At 36.7% G+C, this 17,135-nt stretch carries 10 protein-coding genes and 1 tRNA gene; 5 read left to right on the forward strand and 6 right to left on the reverse strand.

Translation table 11 applies throughout. From position 1 onward, the window contains the following. The first annotated feature begins 606 nt into the window (after nucleotides 1-606). Both tgt and J7R07_RS04195 read left to right on the forward strand, forming a co-directional pair. On the forward strand, nucleotides 607-1,725 hold the full coding sequence (gene tgt / locus J7R07_RS04190; protein ID WP_208435692.1) for a tRNA guanosine(34) transglycosylase Tgt: 1,119 nt from the start codon (nucleotides 607-609) through the stop codon (nucleotides 1,723-1,725). A 674-nt stretch (nucleotides 1,726-2,399) separates the two neighbouring features. After that, complete coding sequence (locus J7R07_RS04195; RefSeq protein ID WP_208435693.1) at nucleotides 2,400-3,608, forward strand: MFS transporter; 1,209 nt, start codon at nucleotides 2,400-2,402, stop codon at nucleotides 3,606-3,608. A 41-nt stretch (nucleotides 3,609-3,649) separates the two neighbouring features. Here J7R07_RS04195 and J7R07_RS04200 read toward each other — a convergent pair whose 3' ends face one another. The 3 genes from J7R07_RS04200 to J7R07_RS04210 form a co-directional block, all read right to left on the reverse strand. Beyond that, nucleotides 3,650-5,077 (reverse strand): MFS transporter, encoded by a 1,428-nt coding sequence (locus J7R07_RS04200; RefSeq protein ID WP_208435694.1) that lies wholly within the window; start codon nucleotides 5,075-5,077, stop codon nucleotides 3,650-3,652. A gap of 120 nt (nucleotides 5,078-5,197) precedes the next feature. After that, on the reverse strand, nucleotides 5,198-6,412 hold the full coding sequence (locus tag J7R07_RS04205; protein ID WP_208435695.1) for an NADP-dependent isocitrate dehydrogenase: 1,215 nt from the start codon (nucleotides 6,410-6,412) through the stop codon (nucleotides 5,198-5,200). Nucleotides 6,413-7,034: 622 nt separating this feature from the next. Beyond that, a tRNA-Glu gene (locus tag J7R07_RS04210) sits at nucleotides 7,035-7,109 on the reverse strand. Between the two features lie 1,155 nt (nucleotides 7,110-8,264). Between J7R07_RS04210 and J7R07_RS04215 the strand changes: the two genes are divergently transcribed. Then, nucleotides 8,265-9,575 carry a homoserine dehydrogenase gene (locus J7R07_RS04215; RefSeq protein ID WP_208435696.1) on the forward strand — a complete coding sequence of 437 codons (1,311 nt, stop codon included), beginning with the start codon at nucleotides 8,265-8,267 and terminating at the stop codon, nucleotides 9,573-9,575. A gap of 152 nt (nucleotides 9,576-9,727) precedes the next feature. Further along, nucleotides 9,728-10,714: a class II fructose-bisphosphatase gene (gene glpX, locus J7R07_RS04220; protein WP_208435697.1), complete on the forward strand. Its 987-nt coding sequence runs from the start codon at nucleotides 9,728-9,730 to the stop codon at nucleotides 10,712-10,714. Between the two features lie 123 nt (nucleotides 10,715-10,837). On the opposite strand, the gene J7R07_RS04225 is transcribed toward glpX, so the two are convergent. Then, nucleotides 10,838-11,944, reverse strand: coding sequence for a branched-chain amino acid aminotransferase (locus J7R07_RS04225; RefSeq protein WP_208435698.1), 1,107 nt, complete (start codon nucleotides 11,942-11,944; stop codon nucleotides 10,838-10,840). 296 nt (nucleotides 11,945-12,240) lie between these two features. Between J7R07_RS04225 and J7R07_RS04230 the strand changes: the two genes are divergently transcribed. Then, entirely contained in the window at nucleotides 12,241-12,612 is a 372-nt protein-coding gene (locus tag J7R07_RS04230; protein ID WP_208435699.1) for a hypothetical protein, read from the forward strand. Between the two features lie 91 nt (nucleotides 12,613-12,703). Here the strand turns inward: J7R07_RS04230 and J7R07_RS04235 are convergent, their stop codons facing one another. Both J7R07_RS04235 and argS read right to left on the reverse strand, forming a co-directional pair. Beyond that, the gene (locus J7R07_RS04235; RefSeq protein ID WP_208435700.1) at nucleotides 12,704-15,196 is read right to left on the reverse strand and encodes an SPOR domain-containing protein; all 2,493 of its coding nucleotides are present in this window, start codon (nucleotides 15,194-15,196) and stop codon (nucleotides 12,704-12,706) included. A gap of 152 nt (nucleotides 15,197-15,348) precedes the next feature. Beyond that, entirely contained in the window at nucleotides 15,349-17,106 is a 1,758-nt protein-coding gene (gene argS, locus J7R07_RS04240) for an arginine--tRNA ligase (protein WP_208435701.1), read from the reverse strand. Nucleotides 17,107-17,135: the final 29 nt, after the last annotated feature.

The following is a 17,135-nucleotide window of genomic DNA, read 5'->3' on the forward strand; positions in this document are numbered from 1 at the left end:
ATTTAATAAAGTAGAGTGTGACAAGCAATTATTGCGTACAACAGTTTGCATTGGGGACATTTGTTTGGATGAAATGGTGGTTTTTCTTAATGTTTTTCGAAAGCAGATAGAAGAAGATATTTATGTCGACGTTTTTTGAGGATTTTTGATGAAGAGGAGATCAATTTACGTTGGGACAAGGGCATATATAGACACAAAAATTTTTATTTATGAAAATAAAATGTATTAGAGGTTATCGGTGTATTCAGAAATTTCTTCTATTAATACCAAATTTTCTAGGCGCTCTTTATAGTATAACTGTGTGGGAAAAAGTTAATTTTTAAAAGCAGCCTCGCAGTTCTTTAAAACTGTAGTGCGTAAGCGTAAATATCCTAAGGTATTATGTCATCAGGTATTTCTGGGATTTTTTGTGAAATGAGATTATCATTTTGATTTCAAGCACTGATTGGTAACAAAACTTTTTTATCTCATTTAATTTTTTTATGCTAGTGACAGTGTTTAGCAAATCGAGAATCAATCCATAAAGTTTATGATGATGTTAGTAAGAGAGGGATGCCTTTTCTTTCTATCGCAATGTGAATTTATGGGAGCAAAAAGACGAGAGTGATGAAAAAGATATTTCATTATAGAAAAATTGCTCAAGATGGCCATGCGCGTCGTGGTGAAATTATAACGGGTCGTGGATGTGTTCGCACACCCGCATTTATGCCAGTTGGTACGGCAGGAACCGTTAAGGCTATGTATATGGATCAAATACGTGCTCTTGGAGCAGATATCATTTTGGGCAATACTTATCATTTAATGTTGCGTCCGGGGGCAGAGCGTATTGCGCGTTTGGGAGGTTTACATGAATTTTCGCGCTGGTCTGGACCTATTTTAACAGATTCTGGTGGATTTCAGGTTATGTCCCTGGCGGGAATCCGTAAAATTACAGAACAAGGTGTGATTTTTCGCTCTTATATTAATGGGGCGTACTATGAAATGAGCCCAGAGCGTTCTGTCGAAATTCAAGGACTTCTTAATGCGGATATCCAGATGCAACTGGATCAATGTATTGCGTTACCTGCAAGTGAAAAAGAAATAGAATCTGCTATGGAACTCTCATTGCGGTGGGCACAGCGTTGTAAAACAGTTTTTGGTGATCAGCCGGATAAAGCACTGTTTGGTATTGTTCAAGGCGGTGATAATATGAAATTGCGTGAACGTTCTGCCCAAGCATTAAAAGAGATGGATTTGAAAGGTTATGCTATTGGAGGGCTTGCTGTTGGTGAACCGCAGAGTGTTATGACTTCCGTTTTGGACGTTATTTGTCCAATTTTACCAGAGGATAAGCCACGTTATCTCATGGGAGTGGGGACGCCTGATGATATTTTACAAAGTGTTGCCCGTGGTATTGATATGTTTGATTGTGTTATGCCAGCACGTGTGGGACGTCACGGTTTAGCTTTTACACGCTTTGGGAGGATTAATTTGCGCAATGCGCGTTATGCAGAAGATCCATATCCTCTTGATCCACAGTCGTTTTGTCCTGCGGCAAATGATTATAGTTGCGCTTATTTACACCATTTGATCAAATCTGGTGAATCTCTTGGTGGTATGTTATTAACTTGGAATAATCTTTTTTATTATCAGCAACTTATGCAAGGAATTCGTGATGCTATTGAAGAAGGATGTTATGCTGATTTTTGTACTGAAACACGTGCTCTATGGACGCAAGGACGCTAAAGCGTTGGCTATAATTATAGTACCCGACCCTTTCAGATTGCTCAATTTATTTTGCATTAAAGTGTTTCGTTAAAGACTATGGGATTTGCTTTCTAAAATAACCAACGAGCACTGTCTTAAAGGGTAAATACGCCATTTATATCAGGGCATGTTTTCTCTACAATTGGCTACAAAAAACAGAAACCGTTACTCCGGTACGCGCTACCTGAATCCGGAGAGAAACAGTGTATTTCTGTTTCTAATGACTGTTTAGACTAACAATGTTAATGAGGAGTTAGCGAACCCTTAAAGAAGTATAAAAATTGTATTTTTTTCGTTAAAAAACGAAATTTTAACGCAAGCTATTTCATTAAGAAGTGAGGGTGAAAGGAATTGAGATTGAATTAAAGACCTAGAAAATGCAAACAGTTAATATTTTAAAGTGCTAAATTTATTTTTTCTGATAACGATATTATTTTATAATTAAAGTTGAAAAATATAGCAGTTGCTGCGTAGTTAAAAACAAGTTTTATTTATCAGTATACATTTTATTATGCCACTAAAAATAAAGATGTTGTTTTTTCATTGTGCCAGATGTTTTAATGCTTCTTTGGAAATTCTTAAGATATAAGAAGGTTTTGTGTTTATTTGTATTATATTACAGATATTTATGATTAAAGTCTCACTATATAGAAATGATAACAATGGATAATCCTTATGGAAAAAACATTCTTGCATCGGGTATTGATTCGAGAACACGCTGTTTGGCAATTTTAGCTCTTGCTGTGGGTAGTTTTGCTATTGGTACGGCAGAGTTTGCTGCAATGGGGCTACAGCCGGAGATGGCACGAAGCTCATATGTTGATATTCCCACAGCGGGTCAATATATTTCTGCTTATGCATTGGGTGTTGTAATTGGAGCGCCTCTTTTAGCTGTTGTAACAGCTCAGTTATCACGCAAAACTGTTTTACTCGGATTGATGTTTTTTTATGCGCTAGCAAATATTGCCAGTGCTCTTTTTTCTCATTTTAGCATATTGATAACCTTGCGGTTTATCAGTGGTCTTCCTCATGGTACCTATTTTGGTCTCGCAACTCTGGTTGCAGCTTCAATGGTGGAAATAAATGAACGTTCTAAAGCTGTTGGGTATGTTATGTTTGGTTTAACCATTGCAACCGTTTTGGGGGCACCAGGTGCAACCTGGATTGGTCAGCTTGTTGGTTGGCAGATTGCTTTTATCCTTGTAGGCATTATTGCTTTATTGGGTTGTTTGCTTGTTTGGAAGTTTTTACCTTCAGGTTTAAGTTTTTCAAAAACAAGTCCTCTACGCGAACTTAGTGCATTAAAGCAAAAGCAAGTGTGGGTTCTTTTGATGATGGTTTCAGTTGGAGCATCAGGATTATTTTCTATTTTTACTTATATTAAGTCAACATTAATGCATATTTCCGGTGTTTCACTTGATTGGGTGCCATTTATTATGCCGTTAGTTGGATTTGGGATGGTGATAGGTAATCTTTTGGGACCTAAATTGGCAGTGAAAATTGGTATTTCACCATTGATATTTTTTTCTATGCTTTGGAGCACATTTATTTTTTTTCTTTTTTTCTTTTTATCCCATACTCCGTTAACGGCAGCATTAGGGTGCTTTTTTGTTGGTACTTCTTTTGCAGCTATGCCTTCTATACAAACAAAAATTATGGATGTTGCTCTTCATGGACAGATTTTGGCGGGAGCATTAATGCAATCTGCTTTTAATATCGCCAATGCTCTTGGAGCAGAATCTGGAGCATGGATTCTGAAGTTGGGCTATAGTTATGAATATACCGCTGTTGCTGGGGGTATTTTGACCCTATGTGGATTACTGATTTTTTGCTTTTTATGGTACGCAGAAAAGCGCGATTAATATTTTTTTTCGCTTTTGAGAAACAGTATCTTTTTATTTGTTTAGTTTTTTGGGTGTCCTGTTGGATTTTTAAGTATGCTATAGGAGACACGTAGAGCAAATGGAATACCAAGACAAAATAAAAGACCAATGAGTGTTGCAAGCAGAACTTTTGCTGCTAAAATCATTCCCACTATTCCTCCAGGATTAAAGAGGCCAGCAAGATTAGTGATCGTTCCAGCGAGTGTTGCGCTTAATGCTGCTGAAAACAGTTGTACAGAGGTAAGGGATTCACTGGCACGTAGAGCATCTTCATCATTTGCACATTGTAAGATTCGTGTTAGCAAATGCGGCCATGCTATGCCAGCACTAATTCCTACAGAAAACAAAGTTAAGCAAATGACAAAAATATGTTCAGATGTAGACGTTTTTATTGGAATGAACCATAAAAGAATAGCTATGCCCAATAGGTTTAATATGGGAGAATATATAATGAGGCCGCGAATTTTTTTTGGGGAGATACCAGCACTTGATAGAGTACCACATGTCCAACCAAGACTCATGAGTGATGTCATATAACCAGCGATAAGCGGGGTTTGTCCATGAAGCTCTTGAAGAAAAAGCGGAAAATAAAGCTCTATGCTATACACTACTATAGTCATAATGAGTATCAATGTATAAACAGGAAAAAATTCAGAGGAGAAGGAAAAGGAATTGCGTGGTAACATAGGATAAAGTGTGAACGATTCAATCTTTGCTAGGACAAAGAGAAGACTTAAGCCGATAACAAGCCCGCAAATTTTTGCAATTGCGGTATCCATAGCTCCTCCAACAGAAATGACAAGAAGCAATAAAATCAATGCGAGAAGTTGTGCGAGGGGGAAAGGAGATGTTGGAATATAATTTTCGTTTTCTTTTGGTAAAACCTTAAGGGCTATGAGCGAAAAGATTATTGCTAATGTACCAATGATCCAAAAGGATACTCTCCATACGCCATAGTATACACAAATGCCACCGATAGCTGGTCCTAACAAGGTTGATATTCCCCACATCCCGGAGACAACACTTAATGCACGCGGCCATACAGAGGGACTAAAAACAATACGTATCATTGAATAGGATAGGGAGAGTAAAGAACCACTTCCAAATCCTTGAATAAAGCGTCCTATTAAAAATAACGACACAGTCGGTGCACCGCTGCACACAAAGGTTCCAATAATAAAAAGAAGCCCAGAGGCAACATAAGCTTTCCGAGGGCCTATTATCCCTAATATTTTTGTTACAAGTGTAGTTCCAAGGAGTGATGCTATAATGAAAATAGTCGCTACCCATGAATAATATAGCTCACCGCCAATGTCATTCATAAGAGAAGGTAAAATAGTTACAACGATATAAACGTTGGTGGCATGTAACACAACACCGCCTGTAAACGTTAAAAAGTGAATACCATTTTTACCCAATAAAAGCACAGACCAGTTTTGTTTTTCCACTGTTTTTGCTATTTAGTAAAGAGTTGACTTCTCCTATTTATAGGGCAGTTATTTGAATTTGCCAAGAGAAGTTTCAAAGCTCCTCTTTTATAGAGCTTTGAAACTTAAACAATATGCAATTTAATTGTTCATTGCATTTTTGAGATTTTCATCAATTTTATCAAGAAAACCTGTTGTAGAAAGCCACTTTTGTTTTGGCCCAATCAAAAGTGCAAGATCTTTGGTCATAAAACCTTCTTCAACAGTCTTAACACAGACTTCTTCCAACGTCGTAGCAAAGTTTTTTAATTTTTCATTGTTATCGAGTTTGGCACGGTGTGCCAGTCCACGTGTCCACGCAAAAATGGAAGCAATAGAATTTGTTGATGTCTCTTCATTTTTTTGGTGCTGACGGTAATGGCGTGTTACTGTGCCGTGTGCAGCTTCTGCTTCAACAATTTTACCGTCTGGTGTCATGAGAACAGAAGTCATAAGTCCAAGGGACCCAAAGCCTTGAGCAACGATATCTGATTGGACATCACCATCATAGTTTTTACATGCCCATACGTAACCACCTGACCATTTAACTGCCGAAGCAACCATATCATCAATTAAGCGATGTTCGTAATATAATTTACGAATTTCAAATTCAGCTTTAAATTCTGCATCAAATATTTCTTGAAAGATATCTTTAAAACGACCATCGTAAGCTTTTAGAATGGTGTTTTTTGTTGAAAGATAAACTGGAAGGTTCCGCTGTAGCCCGTAATTAAAAGAAGCCCTAGCAAAATCACGAATAGATTCATCAAGGTTATACATAGCCATGGCAACCCCTTCGCTTGGGGCATCAAAGACATCATGTTCGATAACTTGATTGTCATCGCCGACAAATTTAATACTTAATTTTCCTTTGCCAGGAAATTTAAAATCTGTTGCCTTATATTGATCACCAAAAGCATGACGACCAATAATAATTGGTTTTGTCCAGTTAGGGACGAGGCGCGGGACATTCTTGCAGATAATAGGTTCGCGAAAAATAACCCCTCCTAAAATATTACGAATAGTACCATTGGGTGATTTCCACATTTTTTTTAAGTTGAATTCTTTAACACGTGCTTCATCTGGCGTGATAGTTGCACATTTTACACCAACTCCATGTTTTTTGATAGCATTGGCAGAATCAATAGTTACCTGATCGTTGGTTGTATCTCGATTTTCGATGGAAAGATCGTAATATTTGAGCTCAATGTCGAGATAGGGATGGATTAATTTGTCTTTGATATATTTCCAGATGATACGAGTCATTTCATCACCATCGATTTCAACAACAGGATTTTCTACTCTGATCTTTACCATTACAAGTCCTTTTTCGTTTAAGTGATATTATTTGATAACATTTTCAGGTTTGTGATGAAAAGTAAAAACAAAAATGATAGAGAGGCATTCATATATAATAGGGTATAGCGCATAGGGAGTAAAATTTTATTGGGAAAATATATTTCGCATGGGGTTTTACTGGTGGTAAAGAGATTGTTTATTTTTTGTGAGACATTTTTTCACGTTATTGTATGCGGTGCATAGGATTATGAATCTTTTGTATTGTCATTGCAATTTCAAGAACATGATTCGTTTTTTAGCTAAAGATACAATGTGATAAAGAAAAACTGTTATGAGAAATGGCCTTGTAAGCCAAATTGTGGTTTAATCTTTTAGGATGTTTTAGAAGCTTTTACAGTTATTTTGGGTAAAGAACTTATAGAGATAGAGTGAAGCGTGACTTAAAGAATTTACAATATATCTATTACGTTTCCCTTAATAATTTTTTTAAGAGAAAATAAGCCATTCACAGGGTAAATTTGATGATTCCTTTATGTATGCACATAAAAGCACATTAAAAAACAATTCTTACTCTTATTGATGTACCTCATAACTTTAAAAAAGAGCATAAAATCAACATGTTGGCTAAATAAAAAAGACTTGGTACGCCCAAGGGGAATCGAACCCCTGTTTCCGCCGTGAAAGGGCGGCGTCCTAACCGCTAGACGATGGGCGCAAACCAATGATGAGGCTTATAGAGAGGATCTTTTTACTTCGCAAGTCCTCTATGTAATTTTTTTTAAAAAAACCTGTCTTATTGAATTATTTTTAGGTGTATCTCTTTGAACAGTAGAGAAAAAATAATTACTTTTCCCTTTATTTATTTCCACATGGCTAAATTAAGAGATTTTTAGAAAAGCATTAACGCCTACCATTTGGTTCTTTCGTCTATCTAAACAATTATTGTCTGAAAGCTGCTTATTCATAAGGGAACTGATTTAGGTATACGCTACCGTAATTTATCATTCCTTTTAAGGTACTGTTGATGTATTAATGTAAAATATGTAGGTTTTGCAAATATTCTTGGTCTCCTATATTTTCCAATGTTTCATGGTTGCATTGTCTACAAGTCAAGTTTATACCTCCTATTTTGGTGTTAGGCTCTGTTGAGGTTGTATACAGGGGGTGAGGATATCTAGATTTTAAGGGACAGATATTTCTGATGGGGTTCAAGCTATGCAACGGTAGCAAGAGATGTGGTATTATCTTCTGTTACACCTTATTATATCCATCCTTTTAATGCATCATATGAAGGACTGTTGTTTTTTCAATATTTGTTGAATTGGATAGTTTTATGTAATTTTTATCTATAAATTTTCTCTTGAAAGTATTTGTAATAATTGAATTTATGTGTGAAACATTTTTCAATGTTAGGATAGAGGATAATTTTTCTGTTAAAAATGAATGGTTTATAATTTTTTCTGCTTATAAACTCCTATTGAGATTAGAGAGGACTTCTGTTTTCATAAAGGTTAGCATTATATGATTGCTTTTAAAAAGATTGTTGCTTTATGTTGTGGTTGTTTGAAAGATGTATAAAGAGGGATGCAGGGTTGATAATCGGAAGTTTTTATATGCTCATGGAAAATTTTTAATATCTGAATCTGTAATCTTAATTGAGTCTTTGTTCTTTACGAAAAGATAAATAATTTGTGTTCCTTAGCAATTTTTATTAAACGAGTACTTGTTGTACGAGAGGGATAATTGAGTTGCATAGAGCGGGGAACTTATTGAAGGACTTCTTTAAATTGTGCTGGTTTTGAGCATCATGTAGGCTGATTTGTGCATCATTTAAATATTTTTTAGAGAGATAGGGGTAAGCAGCTAGATAATGACAGAAACTTTAAAAGTGGGCATTGCGGGTCTTGGTACGGTTGGTACTTCAGTTATTCGAATTCTACGCGAAAAAGCTGATAGTTTAGCTTGCCAATGTGGGCGATCAATCCAGATTGTTGCTGTTAGTGCGCGTGATAAAAACCGTAATCGTGGAATTGATCTAAGTGGTGTAAAATGGTTCGATTCACCTGTAGAAATGGCTGCTTCTGATGAAATTGACGTTTTTGTTGAATTGATTGGTGGCGAATTAGATGTTGTATATGAAGCTGTTAAGAAGGCGCTTGAGATGGGGCATCATGTTGTTACTGCCAACAAAGCACTTCTCGCTCGTCATGGGGTAACACTTGCTGTGAGGGCAGAAGAGAAAGGTGTTTTTTTGCATTTTGAAGCTGCCGTCGCAGGGGGAATTCCTGTCATCAAGGCGATGAGAGAATCACTTCCCGGTAATCATATATCGCGGATTTATGGCATTCTTAATGGAACCTGCAACTATATATTAACACGCATGTTTACCGAAGATCTTTCCTTTAAAGATTGTTTGGTAGATGCACAGAGACTTGGTTATGCTGAAGCTGATTCAACTTTTGATATTGAGGGATATGATACAGCTCATAAATTGGCTTTGTTAACGAGTTTAGCATTTGGAACAGCGATTTCGTTAGATGATGTCTATGTTGAAGGAATTAGCAATATTTCGCAGATTGATATCCGGGCGGCTGATGAATTGGGTTATCGGATTAAGCTTTTAGGCGTTGCATTAAAAACTGATTCTGGTATCGAACAGCGCGTTCATCCAACAATGGTACCAACATCATCAATGATTGCACAGATTCATGGTGTGACAAATGCCCTTTCTATTCAAAGTGATTTATTGGGTGAATTATTATTTTCTGGTCCTGGTGCTGGAGGAGCGGCAACAGCATCAGCAGTGATTGGTGATTTGGCTGATATAGCGAGAGCGCATCCTGGTTTTCAATACGCACCTATTTTGGGAAGTCCAGCATTGGGTCTTACTCCTCATAAAAAAGCACGTATTTCTCATCATGCAGGTGGTTATTTTATTCGTTTGAATGTTCATGATCGCGCTGGTGTTTTTGCGGCGGTTGCAAGGCATATGGCTGATAATAATATTTCATTAGAGTCGATTGTTCAAAGATCTTTTGTAGAAAGTCAAATTGTGAAAACAATTATTTTAATAACGCATGAAACAACAGAAGTGAATGTACGACAAGCACTTGCTGCAATTGAAAAAGATGGTCATCTTGTTGCAAAATCTCAATTCATTCGTATCGAACCTATAGCATAGAACGGATAGTTTGTTTTATAACGTAAGACAAAAGAGGCTTGAGTCCTTTTTCTTTTGTGGAAATTTCTCGTCTTTACCAAAAGCTTTCTTCTTAATATTGAGTAATAAATGCTAGTGTTTTTTATTAGTATGTATTCGATAGGATTTTTCATATGCTCAAAACTCAGAAGATTTTAAATGGACTTGATCGTATTCTAACGCTTGAATTAGTACGCGTAACTGAACGTGCTGCTGTTGCAGCGGCACGCTGGCGTGGACGTGGTGATGAAAAGGCAGCTGATCAAGCTGCTGTAGATGCAATGCGTCAGGAACTTAATCGCTTGCCTATCGATGGTACAGTGGTGATTGGTGAAGGGGAACGCGATGAAGCTCCTATGCTTTATATTGGAGAGAAAGTAGGTCTTCAAAATGGATTGGCGATTGATATTGCGCTTGATCCACTTGAGGGAACGACAATTTGTGCTAAGAATCTTGCTAATTCCTTAGCTGTAATCGCGATTGCTGAAAAGGGTAACCTCCTTTATGCTCCTGATGTTTATATGGAGAAAATTGCTATTGGTCCTGGTTATCCAAAAGGGGTTGTTGATATAGATGCACATCCTGCTGATAATATTTACGCACTTGCAAAGGCTAAAGGAGTGGCTGTAAATCAAATTACTGTTTGTGTGATGGATCGTCCTCGCCATACAAAGCTGATTGATGAAGTACGGGCAACTGGGGCTTCAATTCGTTTAATTGGTGATGGAGATGTTGCAGCTGTTATTGATACAACTAATCCAGATGAAACGGGTATTGATATCTATATGGGGATTGGTGGAGCACCAGAGGGCGTGTTAGCGGCTGCAGCTTTACGCTGTATTGGTGGGCAGATGCAAGGACGTTTACAGCTTGATACAGACGAAAAAATTGCACGCGCAGCCAAAATGGGAATTGATAACCCCAATAAAGCTTATACAATGGAAGAGATGGCGAAAGGTGATGTGTTGTTTTCTGCGACAGGCGTAACGGATGGCAATATGCTTTCTGGTGTTAAATTCGCCCCTCGTTATATTCAGACGGACACTCTTGTAATGCGTTCACATACAGGGACAATCCGTTATATTAAAGCGCAGCATAGGGATTGTTCAAAATTTGATTAATGTTTTCTTTTTTCGCTATCGCTATTAAAAAATAAAAAAACGTTTTAAAAACATATGCTTCCATAAACATTTTAAGAAATATCTTTATGGAAGCATTATTGGTGTGGGGGGGTATTTTTTATGTTATGAGAGCTGTACGGAATGCACCCAACCATTTTTATCTTCTCTGTTGCCTTTCTGAAGGTCAACAAGCTGTGTGCGAAGTTGTTTCGTGATCTCACCAATTACGTCATTTCCGATAACGATTTCACCCCCGTTGTATTTGAAACGACCGATTGATGTAACAACAGCCGCTGTACCACAAGCAAAGGCTTCTTTAAGGTGACCCCTACGCACATCCTCTTTGAGCGATTCAAAAGAATAAGGACGTTCTTCTATTGTTAAACCCATTTGTTGAGCCAATTGTAAAATTGAATGACGTGTTATCCCAGGAAGAATAGTGCCATTAAGTGCAGGTGTTACAAGTGTATTATTTGCCATAATAAAGCAAACGTTCATACCGCCAAGTTCTTCAATCCACTTATGTTCAACCATATCAAGGAAGAGTACTTGGCTACAGTTGTTTTCAATTGCATTTCTTTGTACAAGTAAACTTGCTGCATAGTTACCCCCACATTTCGCTGCACCTGTTCCTCCTGGTCCAGCACGGCTATAACCGGTTTCAATCCATACGCTGACAGGTTTTTCTTCTCCTTTGAAATAGAATTCAACAGGAGATGCTATAATACAGAAAAGATATTCTTCAGAAGGGCGAACTCCCAAAAACTTTTCATTACCAAACATGAATGGACGTATGTAGAGGCTAGCATTGGGATTTCCAGAAATCCACTTCTGATCAATCCTTACCAATTGATGAACAGCATCTAAAAAAATATCTTTTGGCAATTCTGGCATGGCTAAACGTTGCGCAGATTCTATAAAGCGTTGTGCATTAGCATCAGGACGAAATAACAAAACGCGTCCATCTTTTGTGCGGAATGCTTTTAAACCTTCAAAAATTTCTTGCGCATAATGCAAGACGGCACTTGCTGGGCTAATCTCCAAAGGTTTGTATGGAGAGATAACAGCATTATGCCAACCTTTATCTTTAGTCCATTGGATGGTACACATATGATCTGTAAAAAATTGACCAAAACCAGGATTTTTTAAAATTTCTTCACGCTTTTCATCTGACAGAGGTGATGGGTGCTTTTCTATTTTTAACGAAATTGGTGATGTAGGAGATTTCATAAGTAAAACCTTTTGGGATACGCTTTATTTCTAAGTGTTCTTTATTATGAAAAATAATGATATGCTTAATATCCCAACCTTATTATTAGCGAAACATTTGTGTCAATGCTTTATTATGGAATTAAAAGAAAAGACTATTTGAGAGATATTTTCTGTTACCATTTTGCACCTTCTTTTCATTTTATCAAATAATCAGGAACCTTTTTACATTTTTGTCGTTTTCAAAAGTAAGTGTCTGAATAATTGCATATATGCATATCTTTAAAGGTAAGGGGAATTGAGAAAAGGAATTTACTATGATTGATAGAAATTACCATACATACGAGGAACGTATAACTGCAGAAAAGAAAGAGCGTGAACAGCGTAATGCGATTGGTAAAGGTATTCTTGTTGTTCTTCTTACACTCTTTATTATTTGGTTTATTTTTGGTTTTTTAGGGTCTTTTTTTGCAAAATCCCCTGAACGTATCTCTCACGATAATTCTACAGAATCAGAACAAACAATTATACGCCCGAGAGAATTAAATCCAACATCTCCAACACCTTATATTGATAAGGGCACGAGATTACCTTTATCTCACGAACAAAATTCCCTCGAGAAAAAAATCAAACCTAACATAGATCAAGGAGTCAAGTTCCCTCAAATGCATGATTCTACAAAGATCTGATAGACTTCTGACTCTTAAAATTAATCATCGGTTTATGATTTACTCTCAAAATAAATAGCGCAATGGTTAATAAGGCCGTTGCGCTATATTTTTAGCGTGTGATGAAGCAATTGCCTCCAGAATTTTTGATGCTTTCACAAAGATTTATAGCGTCATTTCGGTTTTGCGTTTGAATGCGAACACGATAATAAGTTCCTTTTCCTGGTATGAGAGCAGGCTGAATATTTAAAGGACGAATGCCGATAAGAGGCCCAAATTTAGATTTTATTCTTTTCAAAGTATCGCTAGCTAGTGCATGGGTTGGTTGAGATGCAAGTTGTACGTAATAACTTTCTGAGTTTTGTATAACTACTGGGGTTGGTACTGTTGGGCGAGAAGAAACGTGCGTTTGTTGATCTAAATTTCTCTTTGGATGTGAAGGAAGTGGTACAAATTTTTCTTCAATATGAGAAGTAGAAGTGTTTTCCGCTATTATTTTATCAATAGCGCTCGTGAGATTATCTCCGTTATTTGTATTGGATTTGTGTGAAGCAACAAGGGAGGAATCTTGAAATTGATCTCCAGGAGTTTGATCAATCATTTCTTTTGGGTCATCAGAGGTTTTTTTCTCTATGTTATGTTGTGGCTCTAATACAATTGTGCCATCTCGGTTTACAATAACAGTTTGTACTTCTCGTGTTGGAATGGTGTGATTGATAGCTTTAGTTACTGCGTCTTCAACATCAGATTGAGCAAGAGAAGATGATGAAGAATTTGTAAATTCTGGTTGATTTTCTTCTGGTAAGTTTTCAGGCTGTTCAGAATTATCAATAAGAAATTGTTGTGTATTTTCTTGTTTTTCATTTTGTTCAGTTGTTTGTTTATAAATATCTAAATTATGTGTAACATCATTTTTCGTTTCAGCTGTTTCTTGTTTAAATTTGAAAGGTGTATTATCAGCGCGTATAATGGGTGTGCTTTCATTTTTTTGTGATGGTACTAAAAAATGAGAATAGCCAACAAAACCGGTTGCTATTAAAATAAGAAGAAGAGCACTTCTGGTAAAAATTTTACCAACAGCAAAACTTTTTAAAGGAGCAGTGATTGATGCATGCGTGGGGATTTCGTCTACACCTCCTGCGTATGAGTGATTTTCAGTAAAAGGAGAAGAATTATAATCCACATTATCAGGGGGAAAATAATTGGTGTTTTGAGTTTGGGAATTTGTATATGAATCTCTTGGATTTTGCAGAGTTTTATGAAAGATTTCATTAAAAATTTCATTTTGCTGTTGTTGCTGCGAAAAACTTTCTTCTGGAACATTTCCAACATTGAGTACATCAGCAAATTCTTCTTTCAAACCATCCGTTTGTACATCATATTCTGGAGGGTCATAGGGAACTTCGGGAACTACAATTGGTCCAGTTTTTTCCACGATTTCCTCTGCAAATTTATAAGTATCGACATTTGGGGCGGAAGTATTTCTGTGTGTATAGTGATACGTAAAAAAATTACCCGTTTGTTTTGTACTAGAGGCTTCCGATGAAGCATTCATATCATTTAAATTACTTTGACTATACGACCCTTCTTTTTTATTGCTTTGCTCAGGGATATTTTCAACGTTATTAATGTATTCTTGAGGATTACGATATTTCGGAGATTCTTCAGCGTAAGTCTCTGCTTGTAAGGGTTTTTCTTTATAAGACTCGAAATAATCAGTTGTGCAGCGTTCTTGTGAAAATCTTTTTAAATCAGGCTGTGTGTCTATTTGTGTTGAATCCAAAGGTGACGAAAAGTCGCTTGTTGTTTTACTTTTTTCTGTGTCCTCCCTCTCTGAAATAAGGTCAGAAGAAGAGAAGAGCATATTTGCATTCATAGAGGAGAGGAAAACATCAGTATAATGTTCTTTATCCTGGTTTTCTTGAGCATTTGAAGCTTGATAGGGATGGTTTAGGGAAGTATCGTAGAAGTTTTGCTTGTTCTCATAATTTTGTTGTATGTTTCTAGTATCCTCCTGTTGTGGGGTTGTTTGTGAAAAACGGTTGGCTTGTTCAATAGGCTCTGAAGAGACTTTTCTATTATCTGAATCAAAAAAGAAATTTTCTGATTGTATACTCAAGTCACTTTTTTCAAAAAGAGGATCCGTATTTATCGATACAGTAGTCTTTCGAGATAATGGATTCTTTTGGATAGGTAAAGGAGAGAGCGCGTCTAAAATTTGCTCTTCATCATGATTAAGAGGTAAAAAATTCTCTTCTTTAGTTAAAAAACTATTTTTTTCCAAATGTTTAAAAGAAGATTTTGAAAAAATATCTGAGGTTTGTTCATTGCTCGTTGTCTCTAAGTTCCCTTGCTTCTTTGGATCATCAAAGGCCAAGTCATTTGTTAAATTATTTTCAAATTCTGCTTCTAGAAAGGATAAATCAAAATTATCATGGGATGGAGTTTTATGGGACTGAGGTACCGATTGATCAGTCTGTAAAGAAGATTGATCATTTTGATTTTCACTTTGTTTATTCGGATTAAAGATTTGCGTAAGTCTTCCTAAAGGATCATGATGATCCTGTTTCATTTCGTGTGGATTTTTGCGATCGTTATCGCTCATAGCTTTTCTCACATGATGATCTGCATTGGCGTATAATAAATGGTTAATTTTAATTTGTTGTATTTTAAAATTACAAACTCTCTCCCTCCTATGATAAAGATATATGAAAAAATATCAATAAAGTACCTATTTTATGTATTGATAGAACTTTTTCAACGCATTTCTGTAGGCGCTTCAACTCCTACAATTGTAAGTCCTGATGATAGGATATTCACGATAGCTTGTATTAATCCCAATCTAGCGAGCGATAGTTCTTTATCATTAGGCTGAATAAAACGTAAATTAAAATTATCACTTCCTTTGTTCCAATGGGAATGAAAACTAGAAGCAAGGTCATAGAGATAAAACGCCAATCGATGTGGTTCTTTATGAACGACGGCCTGTTCAATAATACGTGGATATTCAGAAAGTTTGCGTATTAAGAATATTTCATGGTCATCGGTTAATCGGTTAAGGTGTGCAATCATTATATCATTTGAAAAATTGTCAATTTGAAAAGTTTCTTTTGCTTGACGAAAGACTGAGTGACAACGTGCGCTTGCATATTGTACATAAAAGATGGGGTTATCTTTTGACTGTTCTGTTACTTTTGCAAAATCAAATTCAAGAGGTGCTTCACATTTACGGTATAGCATCATAAAACGCACGGAATCACGACCAACTTCTTCTACAACATCACGCAAAGTGACAAATGATCCTGCTCTTTTTGACATGCGTACAGGTTGACCGTTACGAAAAAGCTTTACTAATTGACATAAAAAAACGCTCAATTTGGCTTTATCACCAGAGATTGCTTTCGCCATCGCTTCTAGCCGCTTTACATAACCAGCATGATCTGCACCTAGAATATAAATCATCTCATCAAAATGACGATGAAATTTATCACGAAAATAAGCAACATCTGCAGCGAAATAAGTATAAGAACCGTCAGATTTCACTAAGACACGGTCCTGGTCATCTCCAACATCTGTGGAACGGAACAAAGTTTGCTCGCTTGGTTTCCAGTCTTCTGTATTTTGCCCTTTTGGTGGTGGGAGTTTGCCTTTGTAGATATAACCATTTAAAGTGAGGTCATTAATCGTGTTACGAATAGCGCGCGCATTATCCGTATAAAGCATCCGCTCAGAGAAAAAGATATCATGATAAATATTAAGGGCAGCTAAATCGTCGCGAATCATTGACATCATTGCATGGACTGCACGCTCCTTTATGATAGATAAAGCTTCATCTTTATCCATAGTGAGGAGTTGTTCACCAAACTCTCGAGCAAGCGCTTGCCCCAGTGGTATCAAATATTCACCAGGATAGAGCCCTTCTGGAATTTCATTGATTTTTTGTCCAAGGGCTTCGCGGTAGCGTAACAACACAGAGCGAGCTAGTACCTCGATTTGTTGACCAGCATCATTGATGTAATATTCTTTTGTAATGTTATAGCCGACGAATTGTAGTAAATTGGACATAACATCTCCGACAACAGCACCTCGGCAATGTCCCACATGCATTGGCCCTGTTGGATTTGCTGATACATATTCAACATTAATGCGTTTTCCTTGTCCTATAGGCATACGACCGTAGGAGAGGCCCAATTCAAGCATAGATTTTATTGCATCTTGCCAAAATGATTTTGTAAGCTTGATATTGATAAAACCAGGACCTGCAACATCAATATTTTCAATAGAGGAATCATTTTCGAGAAGTTTTATGATCTTTTCTGCAAGTGTACGGGGATTTAAACCGATAGATTTTGCAAGCACCATGGCAGCATTGGTTGATAAATGGCCATGCGAAGAATCGCGTGGGGGATCAACGGTAATTTTCGATAAGTCTATATCTTCTACATTTTTTCCTTTTATATCAGATGATTCGATCGATTTTCTAATTTTTTTCTCGAAGTTTTTAAAAACATTCATATTCAACTTCCATCGTGGGGTTCAGATGC

It is taken from the genome of Bartonella phoceensis, from assembly GCF_902825145.1.
Classification (GTDB): domain Bacteria; phylum Pseudomonadota; class Alphaproteobacteria; order Rhizobiales; family Rhizobiaceae; genus Bartonella; species Bartonella phoceensis.

Excerpts from the sequence above, each read along its gene's own strand:
- tgt (WP_208435692.1), top strand. The coding sequence starts at position 607 with ATGAAAAAGATATTTCATTATAGAAAAATTGCTCAAGATGGCCATGCG.
- J7R07_RS04195 (WP_208435693.1), top strand. The coding sequence starts at position 2,400 with ATGATAACAATGGATAATCCTTATGGAAAAAACATTCTTGCATCGGGT.
- J7R07_RS04205 (WP_208435695.1), bottom strand. The coding sequence starts at position 6,412 with ATGGTAAAGATCAGAGTAGAAAATCCTGTTGTTGAAATCGATGGTGAT.
- J7R07_RS04215 (WP_208435696.1), top strand. The coding sequence starts at position 8,265 with ATGACAGAAACTTTAAAAGTGGGCATTGCGGGTCTTGGTACGGTTGGT.
- glpX (WP_208435697.1), top strand. The coding sequence starts at position 9,728 with ATGCTCAAAACTCAGAAGATTTTAAATGGACTTGATCGTATTCTAACG.
- J7R07_RS04225 (WP_208435698.1), bottom strand. The coding sequence starts at position 11,944 with ATGAAATCTCCTACATCACCAATTTCGTTAAAAATAGAAAAGCACCCA.
- J7R07_RS04230 (WP_208435699.1), top strand. The coding sequence starts at position 12,241 with ATGATTGATAGAAATTACCATACATACGAGGAACGTATAACTGCAGAA.
- J7R07_RS04235 (WP_208435700.1), bottom strand. The coding sequence starts at position 15,196 with ATGAGCGATAACGATCGCAAAAATCCACACGAAATGAAACAGGATCAT.
- argS (WP_208435701.1), bottom strand. The coding sequence starts at position 17,106 with ATGAATGTTTTTAAAAACTTCGAGAAAAAAATTAGAAAATCGATCGAA.